Origin of the sequence: Bradyrhizobium sp., assembly GCF_016219575.1 — a bacterium.
GTDB lineage: Bacteria > Pseudomonadota > Alphaproteobacteria > Rhizobiales > Xanthobacteraceae > Bradyrhizobium.
In genome coordinates this window covers 250411-267674 of record NZ_JACRMG010000001.1, presented here as the reverse complement: position 1 = coordinate 267674, position 17264 = coordinate 250411, and the positions used below count along the sequence as shown (strand labels likewise).

The window sequence follows — 17264 nt, the reverse complement described above, 5'->3', positions numbered from 1 at the left end:
TATCGTCGCCGATCGCGGTTGCCGTCCGCAGCGCGGCGTCGATGTCGCCGGCCTCCAGGAAGCCCGGCCGCTTCTTCTCCTCGCGGTTGACCCAGACGCCCGACAGGCAGTCGGCCTGCAACTCGACCCGAACCTGCAGCGCATTGGCTTCCGCCTTGCTGCCGACCTGCTGCTGCATGCGGTTCACGCGCGGCAGGATGCCAAGCAGGTTCTGGATGTGATGGCCGGCCTCATGCGCGATGATGTAGGCGGCGGTGAACTTGCACGCACTGCCCGAACAGCCGCGGAAGCGCGTTTCGACCTCGCGGAAGAACGCGGTGTCGAGATAGATGGTGCGGTCCGGCGGGCAGTAGAACGGCCCCATCGCCGACTGCGCCATGCCGCAGCGCCCGCCATTGGTGGCATTGCGGAACAGTACGATCTTGGGCCCGGTATAGTTCTGACCGCTGGCCTTGAAGATTTCGCTCCAGCGATCGTCGAGTTCACCGAGGATGCCAGATATCATGCTGCCCATTTCGTCGGTCGGCGCGCCGGTCTTGCGCTGGCCCGAGGGGCGATCGGTCTGATAGCTCGGTGCCTGGCTGCCGCCGCCGGTGAGAATTTCCGCCCCGCCGATCAGGATGCGCGGGTCGATGCCGAAGGCATAGCCGAGCAGCCCGAGCACGATGATGGTGCCGATGCCGAGGCCGCCGCCGCCCATCGGGATACCGAAGCCGCCACCGCCCATTCCGCCGCCATCCTCGCCGCGACGATCGTCAATGTTGTCGCTGTGGCGGAAATCATCGTAACGCATGGCGGTTTTCCCTCATTTCACCCTTGTGCAGTGCGCACGGCAGGGCAACGCGGCAAAGAAGTAAAATTTCCATTGCGTTAATCAATAACCCGCCCGGCAAATATTGCCTAGTGCACCTGAACGCGAACGGCGGCGCGAACTCACCCAAAGACAGTACCGGCCTCGTCTGCATGAGTCTCCGCACTCGCCTTGGATTAAGTCGATTTTTACTTTGCCCGGTCAATGTGTCGCCAGTCGGTTGTTTAGTCCCGCGTCGCCGACAGCGTCGCCTGAGTCAGAGTAATTGAGTCATGGTTGTGTCGCGTCGCGGGGCGTCTGCAAAGGCGCCCCGCACTAAATTCGAGTCTGCCCCGAGTAACCGCATCATTGTTGGCGACTGTGTCGCCGAAATGTCGAAGCTGCCGGCTGGCTCCGTCGATCTCGTCTTCGCCGATCCTCCCTACAACCTGCAGCTCAAGGGCGAGCTCAAGCGTCCCGACGAATCGCATGTCGATGCCGTCAACGACGATTGGGACAAGTTCTCTTCCTTCGCCGCCTATGACGATTTCACCCGCGCCTGGCTGCTCGCCTGCCGCCGCGTCATGAAGCCGTCGGCGACGATCTGGGTGATCGGCTCCTATCACAACATCTTCCGCGTCGGCGCCATCATGCAGGATCTCGGATTCTGGGTGCTGAACGACATCGTCTGGCGCAAGTCCAACCCGATGCCGAATTTTCGCGGCCGCCGCTTCACCAACGCGCACGAGACCATGATCTGGGCCGCGCGCGACGAGAAGGCCAAGGGCTATACCTTCAACTACGAAGCCCTGAAAGCCGCCAACGAGGACGTTCAGGCGCGCTCCGACTGGCTGATCCCGCTCTGCACCGGCGAGGAGCGCCTCAAGGGCAAGGACGGCAAGAAGGTGCACCCGACCCAGAAGCCGGAAGGGCTGCTGGCGCGCGTGCTGCTGTCGTCGTCGAAGCCCGGCGATCTCGTGATCGATCCCTTCAACGGCACCGGCACCACCGGCGCCGTGGCAAAACGTCTCGGGCGAAGCTATGTCGGCTTCGAGCGCGATCCCGCCTATGCCAGGGCGGCGGAGGGGCGCATCGCCGAGATCGAGCCGCTGCCGGAAGCGACACTGGCGCCCTTCATGACCGCGCGCGAGGCTCCGCGCGTCGCCTTCTCCGAGCTGATCGAGCGCGGCATGATCGCGCCGGGCGCCAAGCTCGTCGACGCCCGCAAGCGCCACAACGCGCTGGTCCGCGCCGACGGCGCCATCATGCTCGGCGACAAGGTCGGCTCGATCCATCGCATCGGCGCGGTCGCGCAGGGCGCCGAAGCCTGCAACGGCTGGACGTTCTGGCACGTCGAGACCAAGGGCGGCCTCAAGCTGATCGACGAGCTGCGCGCCGAAATCCGCAGCCAGATGGCGGCGGGCTGAGCCTACTGCGCCATAAGCTCCCCAACGTGAGGAGCGCCAACGGGTCCGTGCATAGAGCGGCCCCGTTGTTGCGTCTCGAACCATGAGGCCACAGGCGGGCCTGCATCCTTCGAGACGCGCGCGCTGCGCGCTCCTCAGGATGAGGAGTTAGAGCGCTTGTGACGCAGTAGCGCTAACCCCGCCTCCCTCCGTTCACGTCCTTTCGATTTGCCTGCCTGCCGGCTCCGGGCCTAGATTAGGTCTCGTCTGCTGCTGTTTCGATTGGACCGCCGATGCGCAAACAATCCGAGGCAATGCTGCTCCTGCCGCTGCTGCCGGTCTTCCTGGTCGGCATGTTCCCGATGCTGCTGATCGGCATGCTCGGATCCGCCGGCCTTGTCATCTTCGGCATTCTGATGATCCGCGTCGGGCTTGCCGGCACCATGGATGCCCATGGCGACTTCAACCAGGAAATCATCGCCCACGGCTATGCGAGCGGACCGGAGCGTGCCGCCCAGGCCTCCGACCTGCAGGCGGCATCGCGCATGTCCCTGCTGCTGCACCTGTCGGGCGCGGCGATGATCGTCGCCGGCATTGCCGGCCTCTTCCTCGTCGGCTGATCTCTTTAGGCTCCCGTCGCGCTCGCATCTTCCTTCTCCCCTTGTGGGAGAAGGTGACGCGAAGCGCCGGATGAGGGGTTCTCACCGCGAGCATTGATGCATGTTGGGCCAACCCCTCACCCAACCGAGCTTGTCGCTGACACTCTGCATGCCCTCTCCCACAAGAAGGGGAGAGGGCGCAACAACCGGCAATCGCTCTTTTCGTGAGCTAGCCAGGCCGCCATTTTCACGCACTCTTCGCTTGCGCCGGCTGCCAAAATTTGCGCATGGAACTCCCTGCCTGCGGCGATCGCGCCGCATCCCGGACATCCGGGCAACAAAAAGCGGGAGAGACCCTCATGCTCAAATTCTATTTCAACGGTTCGCCCAACCCGACCAAGGTGGCGCTGTTCCTCGAGGAGCTGGGCCTGCCCTTCGAGCCCGTGGCGGTCGACACCCGCAAGGGCGATCAGTTCAAGGCGGAATTCCTGAAAGTGAATCCGAACGCCAAGGTGCCGGCGATCGACGATGACGGCGTGCTGGTGTTCGACAGCAACGCCATCCTGCTTTATCTCGCCGAGAAGACCGGCAAGTTCCTGCCGTCGAACACGCCGCAGAACCGCGCGCAGCTGTTGTCCTGGCTGATGTTCGTGGCCACCGGCGTCGGCCCCTATTCGGGTCAGGCGGTCCACTTCCGCCACTTCGCGCCGGAGAAGATCGACTACGCCAACAACCGCTACCAGTTCGAGGCGCAGCGGCACTATGCCGTGCTCAACGAGCACCTCGCCGGCAGGAAGTACATGGTCGGCGACACCTACACGATCGTCGACATGGCGCTGTGGGGCTGGGCGCGCATGGCCGCATTCGTGATGGGCGAGGAGGCGGCCGCGAAATATCCGAACGTCAAGCGCCTCGTCGACGAGATTTCGGCGCGGCCTGCCGCGGCCCGCGCCATTGCGCTGAAAGACAAGTTCACCTTCAAGGCCGAGATGGACGACGAAGCGCGCAGCGTCATGTTCCGCCATCTCAAGACCAGGGCGGCGTGATCACGCAGATGCCGTAGGGTGGGCAAAGGCGCGCATGCGCCGTGCCCACCTTCAAATGCAGCGGCGCAAGAAAGGTGGGCACGCTTCCGCCTTCGCTCTGCGAGCTACGGCGGACAAGTCGCTTTGCCCACCCTACGGCAGTTTCTTCAATCGATCGCGGCAATCGCCTCGATCTCGATCAGCCAGCCCGGCCGGGCCAATCGCGTGATGACCGCAAGCGTGCTGGCCGGCGGCTTGGCCGTGTTGATGTAGCGGTCGCGGACGGCGCGGAATTTCGGGATCTCGGCCTGATCGACCTCGGCGACGAGATAGACATTCATCTTCACGATATCCGCCATGGTGCCGCCCGCCGCCTCGATCGCGATCTTGAGGTTCTTGAACACCTGTTCGGCCTGCGCCTCCAGATCGCCTTCGCCGACCAGTTTTCCCGACGCATCGGCCGACACCTGGCCCGCCACATAGACCAATGTGCCCGTGACCTTCGCGACATGCGAGTAACCGACCGGCGGCGGCAACGTCGCCGGGCTGAAGATGTCCTTGCTCATGGCAAACTCCCTTTCATTTCCCGCCAGAACGGCCGGCCGATCTCGTCGGCGACCTCCGCCCGGCATACTCCGATATCGTGCAACTCGCGATCGCTCATGGCAGCCAGTTGACGCCGCATGCGGCTGCGCTCGCGCCACGTCGCCACCAGCATCAGGATCGATCGCGCGATTGCAAGCAGGGAAACCGGAAATGGCCGCCGGCGCTGCCGGCGGCCTTCCGCACAAACGCTGCTCAAGGCGCTAACCCGCCGCCAGCTTGCGCTCTTGCGGGAACGGCCCGAGCACGCGCTCGACCAGCGCAGAGTCGCAATACTCCTTGATCAGCTTGATCCTGCCGTTCTCGATGCGCCACACCATGCAGTACTGGTTGTCGTAGCGCAGCCCCTGCTTGGTGACATTGTCGCCGCGAGCTTCCACTACGACCGTGTCGCCCTCGGCAATGAAATTGAACGCCACCGTGCGCGGCCGCACCGCGAAGTGCGAGCGGAAATGGCCCATCAGGCCGTTCAGGATGGCGTCCCTGCCCTTGAACTCGTGCGACCAGGAATATTGCCCGGTGACGATCCAGTTCGCGTCATCGGCGAGGTTGTCGGCAAAGGTGGTGCCGCTGCGGTTGGCGGAGTCGGTATAGACCTGCTGCACCAGTTTCTTGTTGGCTTCTGCGCTCATGGCTTTTCTCCATTGATTGGCTGTTGCCAATCATAGCCTGCGCTAGCTCATTCTTCCAATCGATATGGAATATGATATATATTCGTTCCATGAATTTGAATTCGCTTGACCTCAATCTGCTGGTCGCGCTCGACGCCCTGCTGCGCGAAGCCTCGGTCAGCCGCGCGGCGATGCGGATCGGCCTGTCGCAGCCGGCCGCGAGCCACGCGCTACAGCGGCTGCGCGACCTGATCGGCGATCCCCTGCTGGTGCGGACCGGCGCGCGCATGGAGCTGACCCCGCGCGCGCAGGGCCTGCGCGGGCCGCTGGCGCAGGCGCTCGACCAGGTGCGCAGCCTGTTCACGCAGGACGAGTTCGACGCAGCCAGCAGCGAGCGGCATTTCCGCCTGATGATGCCCGACCTCGCCGTGGAACTATTGGTGCCGCCGCTGATGGAGAAGGTGACGAAGCTGGCGCCGAACGTCACCATCGACGTGGTGCCGTGGCGCGGACCGGCCATCATCACCCCGGAGTTCGCCCGCACCATCGATCTCGTCTGCTCGATCGGCGACGCCTTCAAGGGCTTTCACCGGCAACGCCTCTATACCGACAGCGACGCGCTCGCCGTGCGCCGCGGCCATCCCGGCGCGGCCAAGCTGAGGAAGCGCGAGGCGTTCCTGGATGCGCGGCACGTTGCCGTCGTGATCCGCGGCCAGAGCGAAGACCTGATCGACAGTTGGCTGCGCGACAAGGGCATCGAGCGGCGGATCGCGCTGGTAGTGCCCGGCTATATCGAGGCCCTGCACGTCGCCGCGCGCACCGACCTCGTCGCCTTCGTGCCGCGCCGCCTGATCGCGGCGCTGGCAAAGCAGCTATCGCTGCAGACGGTCACGCCACCGTTCGATCCCGGGATCGACGAGCAATGCCTATTCTATCCAACCCGCGCCCAGATGGACCCGGGCTCGATCTGGCTGCGCAATCTCATGCTCGGTATCGGGCGGGAGATGGAGCGGGGCAAGGCCCGCGCGACTTGATCTCCGTAGGGTGGGCAAAGGCGCGCTCGCGCCGTGCCCACCTTCGCTTGCGCGGTGCATGACAGGTGGGCACGCTTCCGCCTTCGCTCTTCGAGCTACGGCGGACAAGTCGCTTTGCCCACCCTACAATTCCTAGGCGGCGGCCTTCTCCTCGGCCAGCACGGTGGCCACCGCCGCGCGCTCTTCCATGCGCTTGCGATGCGCCACGACCTTCGGCAGCTTGCCGAGATCGACGCCGTCGCCCTCCAGCCATCCGGAGATGGTGTAGAGATAGGGATCGCAGATCGTGTACTGCTCGCCCATCACCCACGGGCCCTTCAACATGTCGCGCTCGATCAGCGCAAAGCAGGACGTCATCGTTTCCGGCACCTTGCGCTTCATGTCGGCGAATGAGGTCTCCTCGGCCGCCCAGCGATAGCCGCGCCCCTTGTGCGCATGCGCCACATGCACGGTGGAGCAGAGATAGCTGTTGATCGACTGCACCTGCGCAAACGCGAATGCATCCTGCGGCGCGAGATTGGCTTTCGGGAAGCTCTGGGCAATGAAGGCGAGGATTGCCGGCGTCTCGGTCAGCACGCCACCATCCGTCACCAGCGCGGGCACGCGGCCTTTCGGATTGATCTTGAGATATTCCGCACTCTGCTGCTGGTTGTTCTTGAAGTTCAGCCGCTCGGCGCTGTAGGGCGCGCCGGCCTCTTCGAGCGCGATATGCGAGGCGAGCGCGCAGGTGCCGGGGGCGTAATAGAGCTTGAGCATGTCGGTCCTCTCCGGGAAAGCCGCGGCAAGTTAGCGGGGACATTTCCCGCCGTCCACCCGGCCGAAACGCCGCTTTCGCGGTTGCCCAGCAGCGTAATCCCGTGCCATGACGAGGGCCAATAGCGGGGGCGTATCATGACCATACTCATCGCGGGCGGCGGCATCGGCGGGCTGACGCTGGCGCTCAGCCTGCACCAGATCGGCGTTGCCGCGCGCGTGTTCGAGAGCGTGTCGGAACTGAAGCCGCTCGGCGTCGGCATCAACGTGCTGCCGCATGCGGTGCGCGAGCTGATCGAGCTCGGCCTGCTCGACCGCCTCGATGCGGCCGGGGTGCGGACCAAGGAACTCGCTTATTTCTCCAAGCACGGCAAGCCGATCTGGAGCGAGCCGCGCGGGCTGGAAGCCGGCTACAAGTGGCCGCAATTCTCGATCCATCGCGGCACGCTGCAGCAGATCCTGCTCGACGCCGCTATCGAGCGGCTCGGCCGCGAGAACATCCTGACCAGCCATCATCTCACCGGCTGGACCGAGTCAGCTGACGGCGTGCGCGCCGAGTTCATCGACAAGGCAACCGGCAAGCCCGCAGGCACCTACGAGGGCGATCTGCTGATCGCCGCCGACGGCATCCACTCCGCCGTGCGCGAAAAACTCTATCCGCAGGAAGGCCCGCCGATCTGGAACGGCCGCATCCTCTGGCGCGGCGTCACCGCGGCGGACGCGTTTCTCACCGGCCGCACCATGATCATGGCCGGCCACGAGATCCTGAAATTCGTCTGCTATCCGATCTCGAAGTCGCCCGCCACCGACGGCAAATACCAGATCAACTGGGTCGCCGAGCGGCACATGCCGCCGACCTGGCAGTGGCGGCGCGAGGACTATAACCGCACGGCGAAGCTCGACGAGTTCCTGCCGTGGTTCAAGGACTGGAAGTTCGACTGGCTCGACGTGCCGGGCCTGATCGAGAACTGCCCGCATTCCTACGAATATCCGCTGGTCGACCGCGATCCCGTTGCGCAATGGACTTTTGGCCGCGTCACGCTGATGGGCGACGCTGCGCACCCGATGTATCCGATCGGCTCCAACGGCGCCTCGCAGGCCATCCTCGATGCGCGCGTCATCACCCGCGAGATTTTGGCGAAGGGTGCGACCAATGCAGCGCTCGCCGCCTACGAGGCCGAGCGGCGCCCAGCCACCACCGATCTCGTGATGCTCAACCGCCGCAACGGCCCCGAGCAGGTGATGCAGCTGGTCGAGGAGCGCGCACCCGGTGGCTACAAGATCATCACCGACGTGATGTCACAGCAGGAACTTGAAGACATCGCCGCCAATTACAAGCGCGTCGCCGGCTTCCAGGTCGAAGGCCTCAACGCCAAGCCGCCGATCGTGCAGTTGCCGGACGCGCGGCGCGCCAGCGCCTGACGATCTCAACCTCTCCCCGCTCTTTGCGGGGAAAGGTCGGAGCGCTCAGCGCTCCGGGTGAGGGGCGAGGCACCCTGCTCAACTCATCTTCGGTCCTCGTGGACAGATACCCCTCATCCCGACCTTCTCCCCGCAAGAGCGGGGAGAAGGAGAAGAGTCTTACTGCAGCGCCTTGCCAGCCTCGACCAAGCGCGCATTCGTGGTGGCCGTCGCGAGCAACGTGCCGTCCTTTGCCGTCAGCCGGCCCTCGATGAATGCGACGGTCTTGCCGAGCTGCGTCACCCGCGCTTCGCCGGTGATCCGCCCGGGCCTGGCCGGCGCCAGAAAATTCACGGTCAGGCTGATGGTCGCCGTGTAGAGGCGCCCCTCGGTCATCGCGAACACCGCAGGCCCCATGGTGTCGTCGAGCATGGCTGCGAGGATACCGCCCTGCACGAAGCCGGCCGGATTGCAGAACTCGGGTTTCCCCTCGAAGCCGATCCTGATCCAGCCTTCGCCGGGACGGGCGTCGAGAAGATGCCAGCCGAGCAGCGTTGCGGCGGGCGGCATGGCGATGCGGTCGAGTGCGGTTGCGATCATGGGAGCCTCCTTTGGCTCCCCTTTAGCGCGGGTCTGCTGACAGCATGGTGTCAGCATGGCGCTGCCCCTACTTGCCGAGCCCGTGCGCGATCGCCTTGCGCATGACATTGGGCAGCGCCTCTTCCGCCAGCGTCGCGATCGGCACCCAGTGCATGCCCTTGGGCGCCCGGGTGCGCGCCGGCACTCTTGCGGTGTAGATTACGAGTTCCAGCGGGAAATGCGTGAAGACATGGGTGACGACACCGGCCTTGCGATGCCAGCGCGCCACACCGGCGAGCGCAGGCGCCTGCTTCAGCGCGGCCTTGTCCTGCTGCCCCGCGAGCCAGTCGGAGCCCGGCACTTCCGTCATGCCGCCGAGCAGGCCCTTTTCGGGACGCGTACGCACCAGCAATTCCTCACCACGCGTGACCACGAACGCCGCACCGCGCCGCAGCGCGCCCGATTTCTTCGGCGCCTTGCGCGGGAACGTCTCCTGATCGCCGCGCGCGCGGGCCGCGCAATCCTCGTTGAGCGGACACAGCACGCAGGCCGGCTTCTTCGGCGTGCAGATCGAGGAGCCCAGATCCATCAGCGCCTGCGCGCTGTCGCCGGCGCGAGACTTCTCGTCGCCGGCGCGGGACCCGCCGAGCAGCGTCGCGGCGAGTTCCTGAATCCTTGGCTTCGCCTGCGGCAGTTCCTCTTCGACTGCATAGAGCCGCGACACCACGCGCTCGATATTGCCGTCGACCGGCATGGTACGGCGGTCGAAGGCGATCGCCGCAATCGCCGATGCCGTGTAGGGCCCGATCCCCGGCAGCGAACGCAGGCCTTCCTCCGTGTCGGGGAATGTGGCGCCGTGTTCGCGCAGTACCGCGACCGCGCAGGCGTGCAGGTTGCGCGCGCGCGAGTAATAGCCGAGCCCGGCCCACATGCGCAGCACATCGTCGAGCGAGGCGCGTCCCAGTGCGGCGACATCCGGCCAGCGCGCCAGGAATTTCTCGAAATAGGGACCGACGGTCTTCACCCCGGTCTGCTGCAGCATGATCTCCGACAGCCACACCCGGTACGGATCGGGCCGCTCGCCCGCCGCCGCCCGCCACGGCAGCCGCCGCCGATGCCGGTCGTACCAGTCGAGCAGCAGCAAGGGGCGGGAGGCGCTGTCTCGAAGCTTTTTCTTAGTGACGGATGAAGGCACGGGGTATCCTAGAATTGGAATCAGATATTCGCCAGCAATTGCGCACTATAACGCGGTGCGTTATAGTGGGTTTGTGATCCAGAGCTTTGCCGACCCCGAAACAGAATTGATCTGGTCCGGCCGGCGGAGCCGCCGATTGCCGGCCGACATTCAAAACGTGGCTCTGCGGAAGCTCCGTCTGCTGAATCAGGCCCGGATGCTGACGGACCTGCGTGTTCCACCCGGCAACCGGCTTGAGGCGCTGAAGGCAGACCGGCAAGGGCAGCATTCGATCCGGATCAACGATCAATGGCGGATTTGTTTCGTTTGGGATGAAGGAGGACCGGCACATGTCGAAATCGTCGACTACCACGACTAGGAGTGGGCTGCTCCATAACCCGCATCCCGGCGAAATCCTGCTGGAGGAATTCTTGAAACCGATGGCGCTGAGCCAGAATGCGCTGGCGCGTGCCGTCCATGTTGCTCCCCGCCGCATCAACGAGATCGTGCTGGGCAAGCGCGACATCACAGCCGACACAGACCTCAGGCTCGCGCGATATTTCGGTCTCTCTGAGGGGTTCTTCCTCGGGCTGCAGATGGACTACGACCTGATGCAGCGGCGGCGCGAGATCGATCGCGATCTGAAGGCGATCCGGCCCCGCGCGGCATGATATAACCCCTGCATGTCCAAACCCCGCCCCGTCAGCGCCAAACCGCTCTCCCTCCTGCTCAGCGACGTCTTCTCCGACGCCTACGCCAAGCAGGGCTTTGCGGCGCGCGAGCTGGTGACGCGCTGGGCGGAGATCGCCGGGCCCGACATCGCCCGTCATGCCGAGCCGCTGAAGATACAATGGCCGCGGCCGGTGGAGGGCCAGCCGCAGGAGCCGGCAACGCTGGTGCTGCGCGTGGAGGGGCCGGCGGCGCTGGAGATCCAGCACAAGTCCGACGTGCTGCTGGAGCGGGTCAACCGCTTCTTCGGCTGGCATGCGGTCGGCCGGCTGGCGCTGCGCCAGGCGCCGCTGTCGCGCCGGGAGCGGCCGGCGCGGCCGCGCCCGCCGGACCCCAAAGAAGTGCAGGAGGTCGCCAAAACCCTGTCCGCGGTCGAGGACGAGGCGCTGAAGGAGGCGCTCGCGCGGCTCGGGGCCGCCATCAAGCGAAATTGAGTCCCTTCCGGGGGCCGCCCGCCTACCCGCCATTGCCACAATTGTCGTTTCAAGCTAGCGGAGGGCGTCTTTCCGCAAGCCCCTTGCAAGCCTCGCCAATCCGGGAGCCGATCTTGATCCTCACGCGCCGCGCCTTCACCGCCGCCCTGTCTCTGACCGGGCTTGGCCTGCTCGCTGGCTTGTCGCCGCTGCGCCTGATCGGCGAAGCGATGGCGCAGACCGCGGCCGATATCGCCAAGCCCGTGTCGCTGCCCGACATGGCACTGGGCCCGGCCAACGCCACGGTCACCATCACCGAATTTGCCTCGATGACCTGTCCGCATTGCGCGGCCTTCACCGAAAAGGTGTTCCCGAAGATCAAGTCGGAATACATCGACACCAACAAGATCCGCTTCGTGTTCCGCGAATTCCCGCTCGACATCAAGGCCGCCGCCGGCTCGATGCTGGCGCGCTGCATCGCCAAGGACGATTCCGGCAAGTATTTCGCCGTCATCGACATGCTGTTCCGCCAGCAGAACGAATGGGTGCTGAAGAACACCACGGAGACGCTGATCCGCATCGGCAAGCAGGCCGGCCTGTCCCAGCAGCAGGTCGAGGACTGCCTGAAGGACCAGGCGCTGCTCGACAAGCTCGCCGCCGACCAGAAATACGCCAACGAGGTGCTGAAGGTGAATTCGACGCCGACCTTCTTCCTCAACGGCGAGATGATGAAGGGCGACCAGACGTTCGAGGAATTCGACAAGCGCATCAAGTCGTTGTTGAAGAGCTGATTCGCAGGCGTTTGCCGGCCTCGATTCACAGTTTCCGATAAGCCCTGCAAAAGGCTCAATAAAACCCTTGGGAAAAGCTCTTTCCCGCGGTTGCCCTTCCGCCCCGCCTTGGCCATTGTCGCGGCCCATGAGAGCCGCATGATGCGACTCGTCCACACCTCGACATTGCCTTCTATGGTATTGTCACGGCAGGGAGATTCGCGCCCGGCCAAGAGAGATTTGTGTCTATGAAACTCACGCGCCTCCGCCTCCACGGTTTCAAGTCCTTCGTCGAGCCGACCGACTTCATGATCGAGCCGGGCCTGACCGGCGTGGTCGGTCCGAACGGCTGCGGCAAGTCGAACCTGGTCGAGGCGCTGCGCTGGGCGATGGGCGAGACGTCGCACAAATCGCTGCGCGCCGCCGACATGGACGCGGTGATCTTCGCCGGTTCCGGCAACCGCCCGGCGCGCAACCACGCCGAAGTCGTGATGACGATCGACAATTCCGATCGCTCGGCGCCGGCCGCCGTCAACGACAGTCAGCATCTGGAAATCTCCCGCCGCATCGAGCGCGAGGCGGGTTCGGTCTATCGCATCAACGGCCGCGACGTGCGCGCCCGCGACGTACAGCTGCTGTTTGCCGATGCCGCCACCGGCGCGCGCTCGCCGGCGCTGGTTCACCAGGGCAAGATCGGCGAGATCATCCAGGCCAAACCCGAGCAGCGCCGCCGCGTGCTGGAAGACGCCGCCGGCGTCGCCGGCCTGCATGCGCGCCGCCACGAGGCGGAACTTCGCCTCAAGGCGGCCGAGACCAACCTCACCCGCGTCGAGGACGTGATCGGCCAGCTTGCCGGGCAAATGGATGGCCTGAAGCGCCAGGCGCGGCAGGCGATCCGCTATCGCGAAGTCGCCGCCAAGGTGCGCAAGGCCGAGGCCATGCTGTTCCACCTGCGCTGGGTGGGCGCCAATGCCGACGTCGTCGAGGCCGGCCACACCCATGATATCAGCGTGCGCGAGATGGCCGAGCGAACCCGCGAGCAGGCCGAAGCCGCCCGCATCCAGGCCGAGCGCGCCGCCGAGCTCCCGGCACTCCGTGACGCCGAAGCCCGTGCGGCCGCCGGCCTGCAGCGCCTGACCAATGCCCGCGAACTGCTCGACCGCGAGGAGCAGCGCGCCAGGGAACGCGTCGCCGAGCTCGACCGCCGCCTCACGCAATTCGCCGCCGACATCGCCCGCGAGCAGCAGCAGATTGCCGATGCGGACCTCGCGCTGCAGCGCCTCGACAGCGAGGACGCGGAGCTGAAGGAAGAGATCAAGACGCGCGTCGAGAAGCGTTCCGGCGTCGACGAGCGTGTGACCGAGGCGGAAGCCACGCTCGCCGCCTCCGAACGCCTGTTCTCCGAACTCACCACCGCGCTGGCCGACCTCACCGCCAGGCGCAACCAGCTCGAGGCCGGCGTGCGCAGCCACCGCGACCGGCTGGCGCGGCTCGACCAGGAAATCGCCAATGTCGAGCGCGACGAGCAGAAGCTCGCGCAGGAGACCGGCGGCCTCGGCGACATCGCCGCGCTGTCGATTGCGATGACGACCGCACAGCAGAATCTGACGGAAGCCGAGAGTGCGTCGCAGGCGAGCGAAGCCGCGCACGTCGCCGTCCGCGCCGTGCTGGAAGCCGCCCGCGCGCCGCTGTCCGAGGCCGACAAGCGCGTGCAGCGGCTGGAGACGGAAGCGCGCACCATCTCCAAGCTCGTCAATGTCGAGACCAAGAATTTGTGGCCGCCGATCATCGACGGCATCACGGTCACCAAGGGTTACGAGAAGGCGATTGGCGCCGTGCTCGGCGACGATCTCGACGCGCCCGTCGATCCTACCGCGCCGATGCGCTGGACCAATGCCAACGCGACCATGCAGGATCCCTCGCTGCCCGAGGGCGTGGAGCCGCTGGCCAATCACGTGCAGGCCCCCGCCGAGCTGTCGCGCCGCCTGGCGCAGATCGGCGTCGTCGCCAAGGAACGCGGCGCCGAACTCATCTCGCAGCTTAAGACCGGCCAGCGACTGGTGTCGCTGGAAGGCGACGTCTGGCGCTGGGACGGCTTTGTCGCCGCCGCGCACGCCCCGACCGGCGCCGCACGGCGGCTCGCCGAGCGCGCCCGTCTCGTCGACATCGAGAACGAGCTCGAGCAGGCCAGGCTCGATGCCGCCGCCAAGCGGCAGGCGCTGGAAAATGCCGAGGCCGAGCAGAAGGCGGCAGCCTCCGCCGAGTCGGCTGCGCGCGAGGCCTGGCGCGCCGCGCAGCGCGAGGCCGATGCCGCGCGCGAGCGTCATGCCACGACCGAGCGCGAGATCAACCGCCACGCCTCACGCCGCTCGGCGCTGACGGAAGCCCGCAGCCGCCTCAGCGCCGACCGCAGCGAAGCCGAGGCCGCGCACGAGGATGCGGCCGCCGCGCTGGCCGAATTGCCGGCGAGCGTTGAGACTGAGACAAAACTCGCAGCCGTCCGCGCCGAGATCGACAACCATCGCCGCACCGCCGCCCAGGTCCGCGCCGAGGCGCAGGCGCTGGCCCGCGAGGCGGAACTGGCCGACCGCCGGGTGCAGGCGATCCTCGCCGAGCGCAACGACTGGAACAACCGCAAGCAGGGTGCGGCCTCGCAGATCGAGACCGTGCAGTCACGCACCGCCGAGGTCACCGCCGAGCGCGCGGAGCTGGAGAATGCGCCGGCCGTGTTCGCCGAGAAGCGCAGCGCGCTGATCAACGAGATCGGCTTTGCCGAGAAGGACCGCCAGACCGCCGCCGACGCGCTCGCCGCCGCCGAGACCGCGATGGCCGAGACCGACCGCGCCGCCAAGGCCTCGCTCGAAGCGCTGTCCGCCTCGCGCGAAGCCACCGCCCGCGCCGAGGAGCGGATGGAAGGCACCAGGCGGCGCCTTGCCGACATCGAGCGCGAAATCCACGACATGCTGGAATGCGAGCCTTCGGCCGTCGCCGGCCTTGCCGAGATCGAAGCCGGCGTCGAACTGCCGCCGCTGCCGGAGATCGAGGAGAATCTCGAAAAGCTGCGCCGCGACCGCGAGCGGCTCGGCGCGGTCAATTTGCGCGCCGAGGAAGAGCTGCGCGAGGTCGAGACCCAGCACACGTCTCTGACCACCGAGCGCGATGACCTCGTGGAAGCGATCAAGCGGCTGCGCCAGGGCATCCAGAGCCTCAACCGCGAGGCGCGCGAGCGGCTGCTCGCCTCGTTCGAGACCGTCAACAGCCACTTCAAGCGCCTGTTCGTCGAGCTGTTCGGCGGCGGCGAAGCGGCGCTGCACCTGATCGAGAGCGACGATCCGCTGGAAGCCGGCCTCGAGATCATCGCCAAGCCCCCGGGCAAGAAGCCGCAGACGCTGTCGCTGCTCTCGGGCGGCGAGCAGGCGCTGACCGCGCTGGCGCTGATCTTCGCGGTGTTCCTCACCAACCCCTCGCCGATCTGCGTGCTGGACGAGGTCGACGCGCCGCTCGACGACCACAACGTCGAGCGCTTCTGCAACCTGCTGCACGAGATGACCTCGTCCACGGAGACGCGCTTCATCATCATCACGCACAACCCGATCACCATGGCGCGGATGAACCGGCTGTTCGGCGTCACCATGGCCGAGCGCGGCGTGTCGCAGCTGGTCTCGGTCGACCTCGAGGATGCGGTCAAGATCCTCGACGTGGCGTGACACGCGCCGCCTCGCCCGACCTTCCCGCGGCGCTCCGCGCGGCGCTGGAAGCGAGGCTGCAAGGCGTCTCGCGTAATGAAGCTGCCGACCGCGCGGCGGCGATCTCCAAAACCTATCGCGAGGGCGGCGGCTCGGCCGCCATCGCCAGCGAGACCGACGCGCTCGCCTACGCGCTGGCGCGGATGCCCGCGACCTATGCTGCCGATGTCGCAAGCCTGAATGCGCTCGCAGACATCCGTCCCGATTTCGCGCCGAAGAGCCTGCTCGACATCGGCGCCGGTCCCGGCACGGCGACATGGGCGGCAGCGGAGGCTTTCCTCTCGCTGCAATCGTTCACGCTGCTCGACGCCAACGACGCGCTGCGCAGGCTCGCACTCGATCTTCTCAACGACGGCGGCCGCCAGATCACCTATGAGCGCGGCGATGCTCGCGCCCTGCTCGCGAAGGCGGAGGCGGCCGATCTCATCGTGGCAAGCTATGTCATCGGGGAGATGGGCGAGGCCGAGCGAACCTCGCTCGCGGCCCTGATGTGGGAGAAGACCCGCGACACGCTGCTGGTGGTCGAGCCCGGCACGCCGGCGGGCTATGCGCGGATCATTGCGCTTCGGCAACAACTCGTCGCGGCCGGCGGGCATGTCGCCGCACCCTGCCCGCATGGCGGCCCCTGCCCGCTCACCCCGCCCGACTGGTGCCACTTCACCCAGCGCTTGCAGCGCTCACGCGCACACAAGCAAGCGAAGGGCGCGGACGTGCCGTTCGAGGATGAGAAATTTGCGTACGTCGCGCTGACGCGCGAACCGGTCCGGGAGCGCCCGTCCCGCGTGCTGGCGCAGCCAGCCGTCGGCAAAGCCGAGGTTCGCGCAAAACTTTGCACGCCCGGCGGCCTCGAAGTGACAGGCGTCCCGCGGCGGGACAAGGCGGCCTATGCGGCAGCCCGGCGCTGGCGCTGGGGCGATGCGGTCGGCTTGAACTAATCCGGACTTGCTTCCGACCAAGACTAGACCCAATTTCCGGCATGCCGCCGCCCGGCGGCTGCTTCGTTCAGGGATACCCCGTCCTCCCACCAGGAGATTTACCTCATGTCGTCCGGCTGGATCGTTCTCGGAATCATTGTCATCGTCATCCTCTTCGCGATCGGCGCCTATAACCGCCTGGTCGCGCTCCGGCAGCGGGTCGACCAGTCCTTTGCCGACATCGACGTCCAGCTCAAGCAGCGCCATGACCTGATCCCGAACCTGGTCGAGACCGTGAAGGGCTATGCCAGCCACGAGCGCGGCACGCTCGACGACGTCATCAAGGCCCGCAATTCGGCGATGTCGGCGCAGGGGCCGGCGCAGGTCTCCGCGGCCGAGAACCAACTCTCCGGCGCGCTCGGCCGGCTGATCGCGCTCTCGGAGGCCTATCCGGACCTCAAGGCCAACGCCAATTTCCAGCAGCTTGCCGGCGAGCTCTCCGACCTCGAGAACAAGATCGCCGCCAGCCGCCGCTTCTTCAACAACGCGGTCCAGGAATACAACACCGGCATCCAGCAGATGCCGGCCGCCCTGTTCGCCGGCATGTTCGGCTTCACCCGCAAGGAATTCTACGACCTCGGCGCCAGCCGCACGGAGGTCGAGGCCGTGCCGACGGTGAAGTTCTAACTCATGTCCCTCCCCCTCCGTCATTCCGGG

19 protein-coding genes are annotated in these 17264 nt (G+C 66.2%); 12 read left to right on the top strand and 7 right to left on the bottom strand.

Translation table 11 applies throughout. From position 1 onward, the window contains the following. On the bottom strand, positions 1-793 hold a 793-nt coding region (locus tag HZB49_RS01265; protein ID WP_291608632.1), incomplete at its 3' end, for a neutral zinc metallopeptidase. 290 nt (positions 794-1083) lie between these two features. Here HZB49_RS01265 and HZB49_RS01260 point away from each other — a divergent pair. The 3 genes from HZB49_RS01260 (at position 1084) to HZB49_RS01250 (ending at position 3841) form a co-directional block, all read left to right on the top strand. Next, on the top strand, positions 1084-2217 hold the full coding sequence (locus HZB49_RS01260; RefSeq protein ID WP_291608631.1) for a site-specific DNA-methyltransferase: 1134 nt from the start codon (positions 1084-1086) through the stop codon (positions 2215-2217). A 272-nt stretch (positions 2218-2489) separates the two neighbouring features. Then, the gene (locus tag HZB49_RS01255) at positions 2490-2816 is read left to right on the top strand and encodes a hypothetical protein (protein ID WP_291608630.1); all 327 of its coding nucleotides are present in this window, start codon (positions 2490-2492) and stop codon (positions 2814-2816) included. A gap of 338 nt (positions 2817-3154) precedes the next feature. After that, the gene (locus HZB49_RS01250) at positions 3155-3841 is read left to right on the top strand and encodes a glutathione S-transferase N-terminal domain-containing protein (protein ID WP_291608629.1); all 687 of its coding nucleotides are present in this window, start codon (positions 3155-3157) and stop codon (positions 3839-3841) included. Positions 3842-3987: 146 nt separating this feature from the next. Here HZB49_RS01250 and HZB49_RS01245 read toward each other — a convergent pair whose 3' ends face one another. From HZB49_RS01245 to HZB49_RS01235, 3 genes are all read right to left on the bottom strand, one after another. Further along, on the bottom strand, positions 3988-4386 hold the full coding sequence (locus tag HZB49_RS01245) for a RidA family protein (protein ID WP_291608628.1): 399 nt from the start codon (positions 4384-4386) through the stop codon (positions 3988-3990). Continuing rightward, the gene (locus HZB49_RS01240) at positions 4383-4538 is read right to left on the bottom strand and encodes a DUF1127 domain-containing protein (protein ID WP_291608627.1); all 156 of its coding nucleotides are present in this window, start codon (positions 4536-4538) and stop codon (positions 4383-4385) included. Before HZB49_RS01240 ends, HZB49_RS01245 begins: the two co-directional genes overlap by 4 nt. An 88-nt stretch (positions 4539-4626) precedes the next feature. Continuing rightward, positions 4627-5055, bottom strand: coding sequence for a nuclear transport factor 2 family protein (locus HZB49_RS01235; RefSeq protein ID WP_291608626.1), 429 nt, complete (start codon positions 5053-5055; stop codon positions 4627-4629). A gap of 89 nt (positions 5056-5144) precedes the next feature. On the opposite strand from HZB49_RS01235, the gene HZB49_RS01230 reads away from it, so the two are divergent. Next, the gene (locus HZB49_RS01230; protein WP_291608625.1) at positions 5145-6068 is read left to right on the top strand and encodes a LysR family transcriptional regulator; all 924 of its coding nucleotides are present in this window, start codon (positions 5145-5147) and stop codon (positions 6066-6068) included. A gap of 132 nt (positions 6069-6200) precedes the next feature. Here HZB49_RS01230 and HZB49_RS01225 read toward each other — a convergent pair whose 3' ends face one another. Continuing rightward, positions 6201-6824: a glutathione S-transferase family protein gene (locus tag HZB49_RS01225; protein ID WP_291608624.1), complete on the bottom strand. Its 624-nt coding sequence runs from the start codon at positions 6822-6824 to the stop codon at positions 6201-6203. Between the two features lie 135 nt (positions 6825-6959). On the opposite strand from HZB49_RS01225, the gene HZB49_RS01220 reads away from it, so the two are divergent. Further along, the gene (locus HZB49_RS01220; RefSeq protein WP_291608623.1) at positions 6960-8243 is read left to right on the top strand and encodes a flavin-dependent oxidoreductase; all 1284 of its coding nucleotides are present in this window, start codon (positions 6960-6962) and stop codon (positions 8241-8243) included. A gap of 159 nt (positions 8244-8402) precedes the next feature. On the opposite strand, the gene HZB49_RS01215 is transcribed toward HZB49_RS01220, so the two are convergent. After that, on the bottom strand, positions 8403-8822 hold the full coding sequence (locus HZB49_RS01215) for a PaaI family thioesterase (protein ID WP_291608622.1): 420 nt from the start codon (positions 8820-8822) through the stop codon (positions 8403-8405). Positions 8823-8889: 67 nt separating this feature from the next. Continuing rightward, positions 8890-9996: an A/G-specific adenine glycosylase gene (gene mutY / locus HZB49_RS01210; RefSeq protein WP_291608621.1), complete on the bottom strand. Its 1107-nt coding sequence runs from the start codon at positions 9994-9996 to the stop codon at positions 8890-8892. 73 nt (positions 9997-10069) lie between these two features. Here mutY and HZB49_RS01205 point away from each other — a divergent pair, with 73 nt between their 5' ends. From HZB49_RS01205 to HZB49_RS01175, 7 genes are all read left to right on the top strand, one after another. Then, complete coding sequence (locus tag HZB49_RS01205) at positions 10070-10354, top strand: type II toxin-antitoxin system RelE/ParE family toxin (protein ID WP_291608620.1); 285 nt, start codon at positions 10070-10072, stop codon at positions 10352-10354. Then, positions 10326-10646 carry a HigA family addiction module antitoxin gene (locus HZB49_RS01200; RefSeq protein WP_291608619.1) on the top strand — a complete coding sequence of 107 codons (321 nt, stop codon included), beginning with the start codon at positions 10326-10328 and terminating at the stop codon, positions 10644-10646. Before HZB49_RS01205 ends, HZB49_RS01200 begins: the two co-directional genes overlap by 29 nt. Before the next feature lie 12 nt (positions 10647-10658). Then, positions 10659-11138: a DciA family protein gene (locus tag HZB49_RS01195; protein ID WP_291608618.1), complete on the top strand. Its 480-nt coding sequence runs from the start codon at positions 10659-10661 to the stop codon at positions 11136-11138. A 113-nt stretch (positions 11139-11251) separates the two neighbouring features. Next, complete coding sequence (locus HZB49_RS01190) at positions 11252-11908, top strand: DsbA family protein (protein WP_291608617.1); 657 nt, start codon at positions 11252-11254, stop codon at positions 11906-11908. Positions 11909-12135: 227 nt separating this feature from the next. Then, positions 12136-15594 (top strand): chromosome segregation protein SMC, encoded by a 3459-nt coding sequence (gene smc, locus HZB49_RS01185; protein WP_291608616.1) that lies wholly within the window; start codon positions 12136-12138, stop codon positions 15592-15594. Beyond that, positions 15591-16568, top strand: a complete 978-nt coding sequence (locus tag HZB49_RS01180) for a small ribosomal subunit Rsm22 family protein (RefSeq protein WP_291608615.1) — start codon at positions 15591-15593, stop codon at positions 16566-16568. Before smc ends, HZB49_RS01180 begins: the two co-directional genes overlap by 4 nt. 105 nt (positions 16569-16673) lie before the next feature. Further along, the gene (locus HZB49_RS01175) at positions 16674-17234 is read left to right on the top strand and encodes a LemA family protein (RefSeq protein WP_291608614.1); all 561 of its coding nucleotides are present in this window, start codon (positions 16674-16676) and stop codon (positions 17232-17234) included. Positions 17235-17264 lie beyond the last annotated feature (30 nt).